The sequence below is a fragment of the Paenibacillus silvestris genome (assembly GCF_009882985.1).
Classification (GTDB): Bacteria; Bacillota; Bacilli; order Paenibacillales; family NBRC-103111; genus Paenibacillus_E; species Paenibacillus_E silvestris.
This window is the reverse complement of sequence record NZ_WTUZ01000018.1, coordinates 44,192-60,170: the sequence shown is the minus strand read 5'-3', so window position 1 is coordinate 60,170 and position 15,979 is coordinate 44,192. Positions and strand designations below refer to the sequence as shown.

15 protein-coding genes and 1 rRNA gene are annotated in these 15,979 nt (G+C 46.3%); 15 read left to right on the top strand and 1 reads right to left on the bottom strand.

From position 1 onward, the window contains the following. From rrf to pssA, 8 genes are all read left to right on the top strand, one after another. Positions 1–81 (top strand): 5S ribosomal RNA (gene rrf / locus GQF01_RS37150); the annotation flags it as partial. 518 nt (positions 82–599) lie between these two features. Continuing rightward, complete coding sequence (locus GQF01_RS14995; RefSeq protein ID WP_161407585.1) at positions 600–1,061, top strand: CtsR family transcriptional regulator; 462 nt, start codon at positions 600–602, stop codon at positions 1,059–1,061. A 13-nt stretch (positions 1,062–1,074) separates the two neighbouring features. Next, the gene (locus tag GQF01_RS14990; protein ID WP_161407584.1) at positions 1,075–1,587 is read left to right on the top strand and encodes a UvrB/UvrC motif-containing protein; all 513 of its coding nucleotides are present in this window, start codon (positions 1,075–1,077) and stop codon (positions 1,585–1,587) included. A 66-nt stretch (positions 1,588–1,653) separates the two neighbouring features. Next, positions 1,654–2,673, top strand: a complete 1,020-nt coding sequence (locus tag GQF01_RS14985; protein ID WP_202556386.1) for a protein arginine kinase — start codon at positions 1,654–1,656, stop codon at positions 2,671–2,673. A gap of 59 nt (positions 2,674–2,732) precedes the next feature. Then, positions 2,733–5,174 carry an ATP-dependent protease ATP-binding subunit ClpC gene (clpC, locus tag GQF01_RS14980; RefSeq protein ID WP_161407583.1) on the top strand — a complete coding sequence of 814 codons (2,442 nt, stop codon included), beginning with the start codon at positions 2,733–2,735 and terminating at the stop codon, positions 5,172–5,174. A 155-nt stretch (positions 5,175–5,329) separates the two neighbouring features. Further along, positions 5,330–6,697 (top strand): DNA repair protein RadA, encoded by a 1,368-nt coding sequence (radA, locus tag GQF01_RS14975; RefSeq protein ID WP_161407582.1) that lies wholly within the window; start codon positions 5,330–5,332, stop codon positions 6,695–6,697. 40 nt (positions 6,698–6,737) lie between these two features. Beyond that, entirely contained in the window at positions 6,738–7,817 is a 1,080-nt protein-coding gene (gene disA, locus GQF01_RS14970) for a DNA integrity scanning diadenylate cyclase DisA (RefSeq protein WP_161407581.1), read from the top strand. 86 nt (positions 7,818–7,903) lie between these two features. Further along, positions 7,904–8,653, top strand: coding sequence for a CDP-diacylglycerol--serine O-phosphatidyltransferase (gene pssA, locus GQF01_RS14965; RefSeq protein WP_161407580.1), 750 nt, complete (start codon positions 7,904–7,906; stop codon positions 8,651–8,653). A gap of 87 nt (positions 8,654–8,740) precedes the next feature. Here pssA and GQF01_RS14960 read toward each other — a convergent pair whose 3' ends face one another. After that, complete coding sequence (locus GQF01_RS14960; protein WP_127457569.1) at positions 8,741–9,136, bottom strand: DUF1573 domain-containing protein; 396 nt, start codon at positions 9,134–9,136, stop codon at positions 8,741–8,743. Between the two features lie 156 nt (positions 9,137–9,292). Here GQF01_RS14960 and GQF01_RS14955 point away from each other — a divergent pair, with 156 nt between their 5' ends. From GQF01_RS14955 to GQF01_RS14925, 7 genes are all read left to right on the top strand, one after another. Continuing rightward, positions 9,293–10,360, top strand: coding sequence for a PIN/TRAM domain-containing protein (locus tag GQF01_RS14955; RefSeq protein ID WP_145669448.1), 1,068 nt, complete (start codon positions 9,293–9,295; stop codon positions 10,358–10,360). 105 nt (positions 10,361–10,465) lie between these two features. After that, the gene (ispD, locus tag GQF01_RS14950; protein WP_161407579.1) at positions 10,466–11,170 is read left to right on the top strand and encodes a 2-C-methyl-D-erythritol 4-phosphate cytidylyltransferase; all 705 of its coding nucleotides are present in this window, start codon (positions 10,466–10,468) and stop codon (positions 11,168–11,170) included. After that, on the top strand, positions 11,167–11,652 hold the full coding sequence (gene ispF, locus GQF01_RS14945; protein ID WP_161407578.1) for a 2-C-methyl-D-erythritol 2,4-cyclodiphosphate synthase: 486 nt from the start codon (positions 11,167–11,169) through the stop codon (positions 11,650–11,652). Before ispD ends, ispF begins: the two co-directional genes overlap by 4 nt. Positions 11,653–11,682: 30 nt before the next feature. Continuing rightward, the gene (gene gltX, locus GQF01_RS14940; protein WP_161407577.1) at positions 11,683–13,137 is read left to right on the top strand and encodes a glutamate--tRNA ligase; all 1,455 of its coding nucleotides are present in this window, start codon (positions 11,683–11,685) and stop codon (positions 13,135–13,137) included. Positions 13,138–13,482: 345 nt separating this feature from the next. Further along, entirely contained in the window at positions 13,483–14,154 is a 672-nt protein-coding gene (gene cysE, locus GQF01_RS14935) for a serine O-acetyltransferase (RefSeq protein WP_161407576.1), read from the top strand. Further along, the gene (gene cysS, locus GQF01_RS14930) at positions 14,135–15,535 is read left to right on the top strand and encodes a cysteine--tRNA ligase (RefSeq protein ID WP_161407575.1); all 1,401 of its coding nucleotides are present in this window, start codon (positions 14,135–14,137) and stop codon (positions 15,533–15,535) included. Before cysE ends, cysS begins: the two co-directional genes overlap by 20 nt. Beyond that, positions 15,532–15,963 (top strand): Mini-ribonuclease 3, encoded by a 432-nt coding sequence (locus tag GQF01_RS14925; RefSeq protein WP_161407574.1) that lies wholly within the window; start codon positions 15,532–15,534, stop codon positions 15,961–15,963. Before cysS ends, GQF01_RS14925 begins: the two co-directional genes overlap by 4 nt. Positions 15,964–15,979 lie beyond the last annotated feature (16 nt).

Sequence of the window (15,979 nt, the reverse complement as noted above, 5' to 3'; positions counted from 1 at the left end):
ATCTCGAACACGACCGTTAAGCCCTCCAGCGTCGATGGTACTTGAACCGCAGGGTTCTGGGAGAGTAGAACGTTGCCAAGCACTATGAAGAACCTTACAAGGAGAAATCCTCGTAAGGTTTTTTTGTATATTCCTCGTCACCCGCCTCTCACAATGCGCAACTGTAAAAAGTACAGTAAAATTGCAGCACATCCCCCAAATTGAAGGATTACCTGTATTTCCTACATGAAAATTAAGCGAAAACACCGAAATCGTCCGCCTTGTTAGAAATTTGCTGTACCTTTTACATCTAAACTAGTTACACAGACGGTGGGAACAACAATTACCTGCACTTTTTGCAGTTAATATATCTCGGAGAGAACGAAGCTTCACGCCGCAGCATCAGCGCACCAAAAAAAGGAACAGCCCCTTACGTTAAGCAGGGGTATTTTTGTAAATACTGAGAGTAAGCTGTGAAATGCTCAGTTTTCTTATATACGGCAATGTTTAGCGGCAGCACTTGTCAAAAAGAAAGGAAATGATTATAATCTAGTTAAGGTCAAAGAAAGTCAAAGTCAATCAAAGTCAATTTACTTCTAGCAGTCTGGGAGGATGAATTGATGCGTAACGTATCAGAAATTATTGAGCAGTATTTAAAGCACGTCCTTCTACAAAGCTCTGAAGGAGCCATCGAGATTCAACGAAACGATCTGGCGGATCAATTCCAGTGTGTGCCTTCCCAAATCAATTATGTGATTAGTACAAGGTTTACGCTGGAAAAGGGTTACCTCGTGGAGAGTAAGCGTGGCGGTGGCGGGTACATTCGTATCCAGAAGATTGAGCTTAAGAGCCATGGATCGATATTGGATCATATTTTTCGAACGATTCATACACACATAGATCAAGTCGCTTCTGAAGGACTCATTTACCAGCTGCTGGAAGGCCACTATATTTCGACACGAGAAGCCAATTTGATTCGGGCAGCGATATCCAGAGATGTGTTGACCTTCAAGCTCCCGCTGCGCGATGAAATTCGAGCTAAGATCCTTAAAGCGATGCTGATATCCTTGCTTAGCAGATGAGGAGGCATATGAAATGATTTGTCAGGAATGCGGAAAACGACCGGCGACTCTTCATTTTACCAAGATTGTGAATGGAGACAAGAACGAGTTCCACATTTGTGAGAATTGCGCCCGCGAGAAGGGTGAAATGATTCCTGGAACATCTGGCGGTTTTTCGATTCATAATCTTTTATCAGGATTACTTGATTTCGAACCTTCCTCTCTATCCGCCGCGAAGTCCCAAGCGATTCGTTGTGAGAACTGTGGGTTAACATATTCGCAGTTTAGCAAACTAGGCCGTTTTGGATGCGGGTCCTGTTATCAAAGCTTTTCAGAAAAGTTAGATCCTCTGTTCAAAAGAGTGCACGGGAACACCGTACATGTGGGGAAAGTTCCCAAACGAAGCGGTGGCATTATCCAATGTAAGCGGGAAATCCATACGCTTAAGAAAGATATGATGACCTGCATTGAAGCAGAAGAATTCGAACAAGCGGCGAAGATTAGGGACCAAATTCGCGAGATAGAGAAGAAAATTGCCGGATTGTGATTTTGTAAGGAAGGTGTGAATCCAGTGACACTACAGCGGTTTACAGGAGATGCATTGAGCGAATGGATGAAGGGAGAGGGGCCGGAATCGGATATTGTCATCAGCAGTCGAATCCGCATTGCGCGCAACCTTAGAGACTACCCTTACCCAATGCTAGCTACCAATCAACAATCACAAGAAGTACTCGATCAGTTATCCGGCGTGCTGGAGAATGATGAGCTGGAGACGATCAGTAACTTTTCGCTTATTCCGCTATCTGACCTTAACGAGCTTGAGCGAATGGTTCTTGTTGAGAAGCATTTGATTAGTCCTAACTTAGCTAACGAATCCAGAAATGGTGCCGTTATTTTAAGCGAAAATGAATCCATCAGCATTATGATCAATGAAGAGGATCATCTTCGCATACAATGCTTATGCCCAGGCTTCCAAATCAAAGAAGTTTGGGACTTGGCGAACCAAATTGATGATATTTTTGAAACCCAGCTGGATTACGGCTATGATGAAAAGAGGGGCTACCTAACAAGCTGCCCTACGAACGTCGGAACCGGCATTCGCGCTTCGGTGATGATGCACTTACCCGCTTTGGTTCTCAGCCAACAAATCAATCGGATTTTATCCGCTGTTACACAAGTTGGATTGACGGTTAGAGGATTATATGGGGAAGGCAGCGAAGCATTAGGTAATCTGTTCCAAATTTCGAATCAGATTACGCTAGGACAATCCGAAGACGAGATTATTGATAATTTACACAGCGTTGCAAGACAAATTATTGAGCATGAGCGTGCTGCAAGGCATAAGCTGATGCAAGAGTCTAGAATGCGTATCATTGATCGCGTGAATCGCTCACTTGGTATTCTGTCTTACGCAGGAATTATGGACTCTAAGGAGGCTGCGCAGCGCCTGTCGGATGTGCGATTAGGCATAGACCTGGGGATTATCAATAATGTTTCTTCTCATGTTTTGAATGAACTGCTGGTCATGACGCAGCCTGGCTTTCTTCAGCAATATGCTGGCGAGAAGCTGAGCGCCGATGAGCGTGATATGCGACGGGCTGAGCTGATTCGAGAGAAATTCGGCAGGGTATAGTCAGATAAGATTCATCCTTTAGGTTTTCCATAGATATACTACTTTTGGAGGTGTTCTCTATGATGTTTGGCAGATTTACAGAACGTGCGCAAAAGGTGCTTTCTTTGGCTCAAGAGGAAGCAGTTCGCTTAGGGCATAACAATATTGGTACTGAGCACATTTTGCTGGGTCTTATTCGTGAAGGGGAAGGCATCGCCGCTAAAGCGCTTGTTGCTCTGGGCTTAGGTCTTGAAAAAATTCAAGATGAAGTCGAATCCCTAATCGGCAGAGGACAAGAGCAGCCTACCAACATTGCGTATACACCTAGAGCTAAAAAGGTTATTGAGTTGTCCATGGATGAGGCAAGAAAATTAGGTCACACGTATGTGGGGACTGAACATATTTTACTCGGACTAATTCGTGAAGGTGAAGGCGTTGCCGCGAGAGTCCTTAACAATCTTGGTGTTTCTTTGAACAAAGCTCGCCAGCAAGTTCTTCAATTGTTAGGCAGCAGCGAGACCGTGTCTCCAAGCCACGGCAACACTCAGAATGTTAACACACCTACGCTAGATGGATTAGCGAGAGATCTGACTGCCTATGCCAAAGAGGGTCATCTAGATCCCGTAATCGGCCGTAGCAAAGAGATCGAGCGTGTGATTCAAGTGTTAAGCCGCAGAACGAAAAACAATCCGGTGTTGATTGGTGAGCCAGGGGTTGGTAAAACGGCAATTGCCGAAGGCCTCGCTCAGAAAATCATTAACAATGAAATTCCGGAAACGTTGAAAGACAAAAGGGTTATGACGCTCGATATGGGGTCTGTGGTAGCAGGTACCAAATATCGCGGTGAGTTTGAGGATCGTCTCAAAAAAATCATGGACGAAATTCGTCAAGCTGGTAACATCGTGCTCTTCATTGACGAGCTTCATACTTTGATCGGCGCTGGTGGTGCTGAGGGTGCGATTGATGCCTCCAACATCTTGAAGCCGGCCTTAGCTAGAGGCGAGTTGCAGTGTATTGGTGCTACGACGCTTGATGAATATCGCAAATACATCGAAAAGGATGCTGCGCTTGAGCGCCGTTTCCAACCCATTACGGTGGATCAGCCATCCCCTGAGGAAGCTATCCAAATTCTATACGGACTGCGCGACCGCTATGAAGCTCATCACCGTGTGAAAATTACGGATGCTGCTATTCAAGAGGCCGTTAAACTGTCAGATCGTTACATTACGGACCGTTTCTTACCAGATAAAGCAATTGACTTGATTGATGAGGCCAGTTCCAAAGTAAGACTGCGTTCTTACACAATACCGCCTTCATTGAAACAGCTTGAGAATAAGCTGGAGGATATCCGTAAGGAGAAGGATGCCGCGGTTCAAAGCCAGGAGTTCGAGAAAGCGGCTGGACTTCGCGACACTGAACAGAAGCTTCGCGAAGAACTGGATACGACCAAGAACGAGTGGAAAGAAAAACAAGGTCGTTTGGATACAGAAGTAACACCAGATGATATCGCTCAAATCGTAGCAAGTTGGACAGGAATTCCTGTTAGCAAGTTGGCGGAAGAAGAAACAGATCGTCTGCTCAAAATGGAAGATATTCTTCATGAACGTGTCATCGGACAAGAAGAAGCAGTTAAAGCCGTCAGCCGCGCGATTCGCCGTGCTAGAGCAGGCCTGAAAGATCCGAAGCGTCCAATGGGCTCCTTCATCTTCTTGGGACCTACTGGTGTAGGTAAAACCGAGTTAGCGCGCGCATTAGCTGAATCTCTATTCGGTGACGATAACGCAGTAGTCCGGATCGACATGTCTGAATACATGGAGAAGCATTCGACTTCTCGTCTGGTTGGAGCGCCTCCAGGGTATGTGGGCTATGAAGAAGGCGGACAACTGACAGAGAAAGTTCGTCGTAAACCATACTCGGTTGTATTGCTCGATGAGATCGAGAAAGCACATCCAGAAGTATTTAATATTCTGCTGCAAGTGTTGGAAGACGGTCGATTGACAGATTCCAAAGGACGTACGGTCGATTTCCGCAACACACTAATCATTATGACTTCCAATGTAGGCGCGGATATGATTAAGAAAAACTCCTCACTTGGCTTCACAGCTGCTCTCGATGCGGGTAGAGATTATACCAACATGAAAGATAAAGTGATGGGCGAGCTCAAGAAAAGTTTCCGTCCTGAGTTCCTTAACCGGATCGACGAAATCATCGTCTTCCACTCCTTGGATGAGAAGCATATCGCTGAAATCGTCACTTTGATGGCGGATGATCTTCGCAAACGTCTGAAAGAACAAGAAGTTGATTTCTTGCTGACAGACAAAGCTAAGGCATTCTTAGCCAAAGAAGGATACGACCCAACTTACGGTGCAAGACCACTTCGCAGAGCGATCCAGAAGCATATTGAGGATCGTCTATCTGAGGAACTTCTCAGAGGCAATATTGCTAAGGGCGACTCCTTAACGATTGATGAGAATGAGGGCGAGCTGGTTGTCCTGAAGGGCGAAGGCGTAGCCGCTAAATAAAGCAAGCAAAGAAGCATTTTGCTGCATCCGGTTCTGGGTGTAGTAAAATGCTTTTTATTTTCATATGACCTTTCATGGGCTTCGTAAAAATGGTAAACTTTATTGGTAAGGATAGCCAAATATTGAATTGAAACATCTAAGGAGTCACTTACGTCATGAGTAAACAGAAAACAAAATTTTGCTGTCAAGAATGCGGTTATGAATCGCCAAAATGGATGGGCAAGTGCCCAGGTTGTCAATCTTGGAACACGATGGTGGAAGAAGTCGAAACGGTTGTACGTACAAAGGGTATGAATTCTTCTGCCCCTCGCACGAAAGAAAAACCGACCCCCATCATACATATAGAAAGTAGCCCAGAGCCTAGGGTTGTGACCAGCAATAAAGAACTGAATCGCGTCTTAGGCGGAGGTATTGTGCCTGGATCTTTGATTCTCGTAGGTGGGGATCCGGGAATCGGGAAATCAACATTACTGCTCCAAACTTCTTACGAGCTGACGCAAGCACAGCAGAAGGTGCTCTATATATCGGGGGAAGAGTCTATTAAGCAGACGAAACTTCGTGCGGACCGACTGAACGCATCATCTCCGCTGCTCTATGTTCTTTGTGAAACGAACTTGGAGCTCATTGAGGAAGCCATTCAAGAAATTGAACCGGATTTCTTGGTGATTGACTCCATTCAGACCGTCTACCATCCTACCATTACATCGGCCCCAGGAACCGTTTCGCAAGTTCGGGAATGCACGGGTCACTTTATGAGAATAGCTAAGGGGAAAGGTATTGCAACGGTCCTTGTCGGCCACGTGACGAAGGAAGGCGCAATTGCGGGACCTAGGATGCTGGAACACATGGTCGATTGTGTCCTTTACTTTGAAGGAGAGCGGCATCATTCCTACCGCGTGCTCCGCGCAGTCAAGAATCGATTCGGGTCTACGAATGAAATCGGCATTTTTGAGATGCAAGAAGCAGGACTTGTCGAAGTAAGCAACCCTTCCGAACTGTTCCTGTCCGAAAGGCCGCTCGGTGTTGCTGGTTCTACCGTGGTTGCGAGTATGGAAGGAACGCGGCCGGTTCTGGTAGAAATTCAGGCGTTGGTTTCTTCGACGAATTTCCCGTCTCCCAGAAGAATGGCGACTGGTGTCGATCATAACCGACTTTCTTTGATCATTGCCGTTCTAGAGAAACGGATGGGGATGTTCCTTCAGAATCAAGATGCCTACTTGAACGTGGCTGGCGGTATCAAGCTTGATGAGCCTGCTGTAGATTTAGCCATTGCGATTAGTATCGCATCCAGCTTCCGGGATCACGCAACGAGACCTTTTGACGTCGTGTTCGGGGAGATTGGGTTGACAGGAGAAGTCCGCGGTGTGTCTCGGATTGATCAACGGGTGAAGGAAGCGGAGAAGTTAGGTTTCCGCAGAGTTATTATGCCAGAGAAAAGTTTGAAGGGGTGGACGCATCCGCCCGGTATGGAGATTATTGGGGTGAACACGGTGTCGGAAGCATTGAAAGCGGCACTGGAGTAACTCTTGAATCATTCAACCTGCAAGCCTTCAGGAGGACAATATGAGTAAAGATGAGATAAAGCGAGACGTCATGAGCCAATTGCTGCAAATGGTAGCCCCTGGCACACCGTTCCGTGACGGTTTGGAGAATGTGTTACGCGCCAAAACAGGCGGACTTATTGTTGTTGGATATAGCACGGAAGTAAGGGAAATCGTCGACGGCGGTTTTTCTATCGATTGTGATTTTTCACCCAATTATTTATATGAGCTGGCCAAAATGGATGGAGCGATCATCCTCAGCGAAGATATCAAACGTATTCTCTATGCAAATACGCAATTAATCCCGGATTCTTCGATTTCTTCGTCGGAAACAGGAATCCGTCATCGGACAGCGGAACGTGTTGCGAAACAAACGAATAAGCTGGTTGTTTCGATTTCACAGCGACGCAACGTCATCACCCTTTATCAAGGCAACTTGCGCTATGCGCTCAAAGATATAGGCGTTATCTTAACGAAAGCTAATCAAGCCATCCAAACGTTGGAACGGTACAAAGTTGTTTTGGATCAGTCGCTTACGAACCTGAGTGCATCGGAGTTTGAGGAGCTAGTTACGCTGCACGATGTCACTAATGTCATTGCTCGTTTCGAAATGGTGCTGCGCATCAAGGCCGAAATCAACCGTTATATTAACGAGTTGGGGAACGAGGGTCGTTTAATTAGCATGCAGTTGGAAGAACTTGTTGGCAATGCGGAACTTGAAGCGCGTTTGCTCGTAAAAGATTATGTAAGGGAATTATCCGAAGACCGAGTCAAAGAAATGCAAGCTGGCTTGAAGCGCTTATCTTCGGACGAATTGCTTGAACCGCACCAAATCATTCGATTACTCGGCTATCCGCACACAAATTCAATTGTTGAAGAACCAGTTTCCCCGCGAGGATTCAGGGTTCTTGGGAAAATACCGCGGCTTCCCTCGATCATTATTGCGAATCTTGTAGAGAAATTTGGCTACTTGCCGCACATGATGATGGCAACCATTGAAGAATTGGATGAAGTTGACGGAATCGGAGAAGTGAGGGCGCGCGCGATTAAAGAGGGCCTCAAAAGAATTCAAGAACAAGTGTTCATTGACAGACATATTTAAAGTGGATACAATCATAAAGTATCTATTGTTGAGGTTTTATAAAGTCAAGTTTAGGGCATAGTAAATCCAGAGGTGGACAAAAAAATATGTTAACGAAATCAATTCCCAGTCTTTTTACAGTAGGGAACTTATTCCTAGGTGTTCTGTCGATCATTCTCGCTTTCAGTGGTGAGCATGGTATCGCAGCTGTACTTGTCATTGTTGCCATGCTGCTTGATGGTCTTGACGGCCGTGTAGCAAGGGCACTGAATGCACAGAGTGAATTTGGTAAAGAGCTAGACTCGCTGTCCGACGTTATTTCTTTCGGTGTGGCACCTGCTTTTATCATGTATGTAGTAGCTTTTAATGATCCGAGTGTGATCAGTCCGGCATTTGCTTGGATCGTCACGGCGATCTTCCCCATTTGTGGTGCACTTCGTTTAGCTCGCTTCAATGTTGTTGCTGGTACACCTGGCTATTTCATCGGCTTGCCGATTCCAGCTGCAGGTGGCGTGCTTTGTACATTAGCGTTGTTTGTAAACGAAATTAACGTCTATGTACTTCTAGTAAGTACAATTATGTTGTCTTACTTGATGGTAAGTACAGTGAAGTACCCGAACTTCAAGAAAGCGGGTATTCCTAAAGCAGCAATCTGGATTACACCCGTTATCGTTGCTGTAGCTGTTTTGATTGCAATTAAATGGCCTGAGTCCATTTCCAAAATGATCTTCGTACCTCTTCTATTGTACGCGCTTTATGGCTTAAAAAAAAACGTTGATGGATTCTTCATCCGTCTCCGCAGAAAGAACAAAAGACGCGGTGTAGACGATTCGAATTCCGTTAAGTCCGACGTTTAACGAACAATTTTCTAAAATAAAAAGCATTTATTTTCTTCTGATCATCTCAGAGAAAATAAATGCTTTTTTGTTTGTTCATCTTCATGTTCATGACATGTTGAAGAGTCCTAGTGTTGTACATTTCTTGGATTCATTCTCAACGACTTGCTCCAGGTTAACATCAAGAATGTTGCTTAGCGCGGACATGTAGAACAAATTCCTGCCCAGTTCACTGCTAACAACCTCGATGCATTGTTCACACAGGTGACCGGATACATGAGTGCCCAGCACATCCTTAGCCTCATTCAAAGTCATCTCTGGATGGTACTCTTGCTTAGCTGCATTGACCTGAATACATCCACATTCCGTAATAGATTTCACCACGGAACGGTTAGCAGCTGCACCAGACTGTTGAAATTTGGATAAGACGTCAAGCAGACTTCGGTGACGGAGCAACAATTCGGATACTTGATCTTGAAACTGCTTTAAAGTCAAGGAGCTCATTCCATCCACCTCGGGTGTGTTGGTAACTTCCAATTTCATTATAATGGAAGCCCCTTAATATTTCAATTTTACATCTGAAGAAGTGATTAACGATGGATAAATTGGAACATAATTGTAATGAAGCTATATTAATATGTTGATGCAGGGGGTGAATCTATGATGAGGAAATGGGTACAGTTCATTTTGGCCATCATGGGTGGTAGTTTAGGTTTTGGATGGAGTGAAGCCATTCTTAGTACAACAGGTTTTATGAATGATTCAGGAAAAGCAATAGCCATCAATAGTTTATGCGCGCTAGTTATGTTCATTCTTTCAGCATGGGTTGCAGGCAAGGGGATGAAGCTGCTTGTCAAAGGGGAAAGAAATGTTGCGGACATTCCTGTGTCCGATCTGCTCTCAGGTACATTAGGACTAGTAATTGGATTGCTAGTATCCGTACTGGTGTTCCCTGTGCTTGATCAGGTGAAGTGGGCCAGCCCTATTTTACCCTTCATCGTCTCAGGGGTTCTAGCCGTTATGGGGTTTCGCATTGGTTACAGCAAGCGGGAAGAGCTCGTTCAGATTATTGCGATGAGTCGGGTCGTCGCTCCAGAGAAGCAGACACACCGTCCCTACGAGGAACATAAGATTCTCGATACCAGTGTTATTATTGACGGGCGCATTGCGGATATTTGCAAAACAGGGTTTATCGAAGGCACGCTCGTTATACCGGAGTTTGTCCTGGAGGAGCTGCAGCATATTGCGGACTCATCGGATCTGCTCAAGCGGAACCGCGGTCGGCGCGGACTTGATATTTTGAACAAAATCCAAAAGGAACTCGAAGTGAAAGTGCTGATTTATGAAGGCGATTTCGAAGAGATATCCGAAGTAGACAGCAAATTGGTTCGTTTGGCGAAGGTGCTGCAAGGAAAAGTGATTACGAACGATTTTAACCTGAATAAAGTCTGTGAACTGCAAGGTGTTTCGGTGCTTAACATTAATGATTTGGCGAATGCCGTGAAGCCTGTTGTTCTGCCGGGTGAAGAAATTATTGTTCAGGTCATTAAAGATGGCAAAGAACATGGACAAGGTGTCGCTTATCTTGACGATGGCACGATGATTGTGGTGGAAGGTGGACGTGAATTCATTGGAATGACGCTGGAAGTGATGGTAACGAGTGTGCTGCAAACTTCGGCGGGCCGGATGATTTTCGCGAAACCAAAATTATTGGAAAAAGCGCAATAAAACCAGTATGATAGGGAGATGTAACATAGCACTTGCCTTGGGTCTATGCTTACGCAGAAAGCTTTCGAATAGAAAGCGCTCAGTTGAGTTGGAGGACTTAGGCTTATGGGGAAGCTAGGGGTTATCATCGTGGCAGCGGGCAAGGGCTCGCGCATGGGAACGGCGGAAAGTAAACAATATTTACAACTGGGACAGAAGCCAATTCTGGTACATACGTTGCAATTATTTCAAAACATACATGAAGTGAATGAAATCATTCTAGTTGTTGGCGGAAATGACGTAGAGCGTTGTACAGGCTATGTACAGAGCTTTGCGCTTTCCAAGGTCACTCATGTGCTGGCAGGCGGGGCGGAGCGTCAGGATTCCGTCAGACGGGGTCTTGAAGCCCTAGAACAGGATACCGATTGGGTGCTTGTCCATGACGGTGTTCGTCCTTTCGTCAGTAGGGAACATGTGTTCGATTGCCTGTCTAAGGCAAAAGAGCAGGACGCGGCCGTTCTGGCGGTCCCCGTGAAAGATACGATCAAGGTCGTAGATTCCGCAAAGCGAATACAATCTACACCAGATAGACGAAGCTTGTGGGCCATCCAAACCCCGCAAGCTTTTCGGCTTTCTCTATTACGGGAGGCGCATCAGCGTGCCCTTCAGGATGATTTTATGGGGACAGATGACGCTATGCTGGTGGAGCGTATAGGAACAACGGTGCACGTTGTTGAAGGGGACTATTATAATATTAAGATAACAACACCGGAAGATTTGCCATGGGCAGAATGGATACTACAGAACGTAAGGGGAGAGGAACAACAATGATTCGCGTAGGACAAGGATTTGATGTTCATCAGTTGGTTGAAGGCCGCAAGTGCATTATTGGAGGCGTGACGATTCCTTATGAAAAGGGGCTGCTCGGCCACTCCGATGCGGATGTGCTCCTGCATGCAGTTAGCGATGCGATTCTGGGTGCTCTGGGCCTAGGAGATATCGGGAAGCACTTCCCGGATACAGCTGCGGAATTCAAGGATGCGGACAGCTTGGTGCTGTTGAAACACGTATGGCAGCTTGCCAAAGATAAGGGATATCGTCTGGGGAATACCGATTCCACGATTATTGCCCAGAAGCCTAAGATGGCGCCGTACATCCCGCAGATGGTTGAAATTATTGCCGATGCCTTAGAAGCGAAGCCAGATCAAGTCAATGTGAAAGCTACAACGACCGAGCAGCTAGGTTTCACAGGCCGAGGCGAAGGAATTGCGGCGCAATCGGTTGTTTGTTTAATTCGAGATGTGCTAGAATAGCAGGTATTATTGGGGAGAGAGGGTACAGTCATGAACCAACCTTTACGCGTGCGCTATGCACCAAGTCCAACGGGACATTTACATATAGGCGGAGCTCGTACAGCACTTTTTGATTATTTATTGGCGCGTCGCCATGGCGGAGCATTCGTTGTGCGATTTGAAGATACGGATCAAACCCGTCATAAAGAGTCCGGCATCGAGGATCAATTGAATGGCCTAAGATGGCTGGGATTAGAGTGGGATGAGAGCGTAGATATCGGAGGTCCGTACGGTCCTTATCGTCAGATGGAGAGACTCGATATTTATCAGACTCACCTCAATCAGCTTCTTCAGAGCGGTCATGCCTATCCTTGCTACTGTTCGGAAGCAGATTTAGAGCAGGAGCGGGCAGAGCAGGAAGCACGCGGTGAGATGGGCGGTTACTCCGGGAAGTGCCGTCACTTGACGCCTGAGCAAATTGCCGCTTTTGAAGCGGAGGGCCGTAAGCCTTCAACTCGCTTCCTTGTGCCGGCAGACCGGATCATTGGCTTCGAAGATAAGGTTCGCGAGCACGTTGAGTTCGAATCTAATGGAATCGGTGACTTTATTATCGCGCGCCCTGACGGGATTCCTACGTATAACTTTGCTGTTATCGTCGATGACCACATGATGAAAATCAATTTGGTTATTCGCGGAGAAGAGCATCTGTCCAACACGCCTAGACAAATTCTGATGTACGAAGCTCTCGGTATGCCTGTTCCCGAATTCGCGCACCTGGCGCTTATTCTTAATCAGGACCGGAAGAAAATGAGTAAGCGGGATGAGTCTATTATCCAGTTCATCGAGCAGTACCGGGAGTTAGGTTATTTACCGGAAGCTGTTGTGAATTTCATTGCTCTACTTGGATGGTCTCCTGGCGGCGAAGAAGAGATGTTTACGAAGGAAGAATTGATTGCCCAGTTTGACCTCGATCGTGTATCGAAGAGTCCAGCTGTGTTTGATATGGATAAATTAAACTGGATGAACAACGCCTATTTGAAAAAAGCCCCGCTTTCGCGCGTTGTCGACCTTTGTGTGCCGCATCTCCAAAAGGCTGGATACATCGAGCCTCAGTTGGATGAAGCGGGTCAGGCGTGGGTGACCGCTCTTATAGGCCTTAACCAAGAGAGAATGCGCTTCGCGGCGGAAATTGTCGAATTGTCCAGCATCTTCTTCAAGGAAGAGCTTGTTATCGACGAGGAAGCAGCAGCTATTTTGAAAGAAGAGCATGTGCCCGTCGTATTGACCAGCTTCTTGGGGCAAGTTGAGCAAGCAGAGTCTTTCACCGTTGAGGCTATCCCTGCTTTGTTGAAACAAGTTCAGAAGGATACAGGTTATAAAGGGAAGCAATTGTTTATGTCGATTCGTTCTGCATTGACAGGGCAAGTGCATGGACCTGACCTAAATGTGTCGCTTTACCTACTTGGAAAAGAAAAAGTCGCTGCACGACTGCAGAACTTATTGTAATACCGAGTTCTTTTCGCTATACTTAGTTCAATAAGGATTGCAATGATCAGGAGAGTACGTTTATTTAGGGATTTATCAGAGAGGATAATCGGAGCCGTCAGGCTTTGGCTGTGAGTTATCCATTCCCTTTAACCGGAAATGCACCTGGGAGCTGCCGCGCCGAATACTCGGATTCAGAGTAGGGTAGGCGCAGCCGAAGTGCCCACGTTACGGGTTTTGAGTTGGGAGACTTCCGAGTCACCAAGCAGAGTGGAACCGCGATTAATCACGCCTCTGCAGCCATATGGCTGCGGGGGCTTTTTATTATACGCAGGCATATGATTTCCTACAAAAGAAGGTGAGAGCATGTGGCAAACGATCAGATCTGATATTTCAGCCGTATTCGACAACGACCCTGCTGCGCGCAGCTGGTTTGAAGTTGTGTTTACGTACTCTGGCCTTCACGCGATATGGGCACATCGAATTGGTCATTGGTTTTATAAAAGGAAGATGTTCACTGTTGCCCGTGTTGTTTCCCAGTGGAGCCGTTTCATGACAGGCATCGAGATTCATCCAGGTGCCACGATCGGCAAAAGATTGTTTATTGACCATGGGATGGGTGTCGTCATCGGGGAAACCTGCGAAATTGGCGACGATGTTATTTTGTATCAAGGGGTAACTCTGGGCGGGACAGGGAAAGAAAAAGGTAAGAGACATCCAACTATTGGTAATAATGTAGTTATTGGATCAGGTGCCAAGATTTTGGGCTCCTTCCTAGTTGGCGAGAATTCACGGATTGGCTCCAATGCGGTGGTCATTCACGAGGTTCCTTCGAACAGCACCGTTGTAACTATGCCGGCTAAGCTTGTGAAGCGGGATGGTGTGCGTGTGAATCGGTTGGACCACGGCAATTTACCGGATCCCATTGTTGATATATTCCAGGAAATGCAGCAGCAAATTAATGAGTTACGAAGACAGTTAGAACTAGAACGGGTTAAGAATGGAGGAGCGAGAGAACATGACGCTCAGAATGTATAATACGCTAACACGCAAGAAGGAAGAATTTGTACCCCTTGAACCGGGTAAAGTGAAGATGTATGTGTGCGGCCCAACCGTATATAACTATATCCATATTGGTAATGGCAGACCGGTCATTTTCTTTGATGTCGTACGACGCTTTTTGGAGTCTCAGAACTATGAAGTCACTTATATTACAAACTTTACCGATGTGGATGATAAAATGATTCGTAAAGCCGAGGAAATGGCTGTAACCGTTCCGGAGCTGGCAGAAACTTTTATTGCCGCCTTCTTGGAAGATATCCAAACACTGGGTGTGCACGATGCGACTATGAATCCACGCGTGACGGAAAATATTCAGGAAATCATCGATTTCATCGCTGCTTTAGTTGACAAAGACTTCGCTTATGAAGCACGCGGCGACGTCTATTACCGAACAACCAAATTCGCTGAATACGGCAAGCTTTCCCATCAAAATCTGGAAGAACTCCAATACGGAATCCGCATTGAAGTGGATGATCGCAAAGAGAATCCGCAGGACTTTGTTCTTTGGAAAGCGGCGAAACCAGGCGAGATTTATTGGGATAGTCCTTGGGGCCAAGGCCGTCCAGGCTGGCATATCGAGTGCTCCGCGATGGTGCGCAAATACCTGGGTGAAACGATTGATATTCACGGCGGCGGGCAAGATTTGACGTTCCCGCATCATGAGTGCGAGATTGCGCAAACCGAAGCAGTGACTGGCCATCCAATGGCCAATTACTGGTTGCACAATGCCTTCCTTAACATTGATAATGAAAAAATGTCCAAATCGCTGGGTAATGGTATTCTCATCCGCGATCTTGTCAAGCAAATCAAACCGGAAGTTTTCCGTTTCTTCATGTTGTCCGCTCACTATCGCAATCCGCTGAACTTCAGCGATGAGAGCCTTAAGCAAGCGGCTAATGCTTTGGAACGCATACAAAATGCACATGACAACCTGAAGCACCGTCTGGTTACAGCTTCAGGAACAGGCGAAATTGAGGCTGCTCTTACGGAGCGTATAGCGGCGACTGCCAGTCAGTTCGTCGAGAAGATGAACGACGACTTTAATACCCCAGATGCGATCACGGCTGTGTTCGATCTCGTTGCAGAAGCGAACCTGTACTTGCAGCAGGAGCGGGTGAATGCTGCCGCTTTGCATATGTTCCTAGATCAGTTGCAAGCATTTGATCAAACATTGGGAATTTTGTCGAAACAAGCCGACGAATTGTTGGACGAAGAAATTGAACAGCTGATTGTCGACCGGACGGAAGCAAGGAAGTCGAAGAACTGGGCACGTGCGGATGAAATCCGTGATCTGCTCACAGAGAAAGGGATATTCCTTGAGGATACACCACAGGGAATTCGTTGGCGCCGCAAATGAGTGAAACTTTTACAGATGCTGCAAATCTGTTCGTTTTTCCGCCTTCCAAGAGCCCTCATTTGCTGAATCCGCTTGTACTCGCTTATATTGGCGATGCCGTTTATGAGGTCTACATTCGGCAATATGTGATTTCTGGCGGAAATCATCGACCCAATCATTTGCACAAAGCATCCACCGGCTATGTATCGGCGAAGGCGCAATCCAAGCTTTTGGATGCGCTGATGCCGATGCTGACGGAAGAAGAGATTGACATGGTAAAGCGTGGACGTAATGCCAAATCAGGAACGACAGCCAAGAACGCGGATGTGCTAGAATACCGGCACAGTACCGCGTTTGAGTGCTTAATCGGATATTTGTATTACAAGCAGTCCTTTGAGCGATTGAAAGAAATATTGGATTTCGTGCTTGCTCATAAGAATAAAGCGTAACCAAATGTGGAAGTAA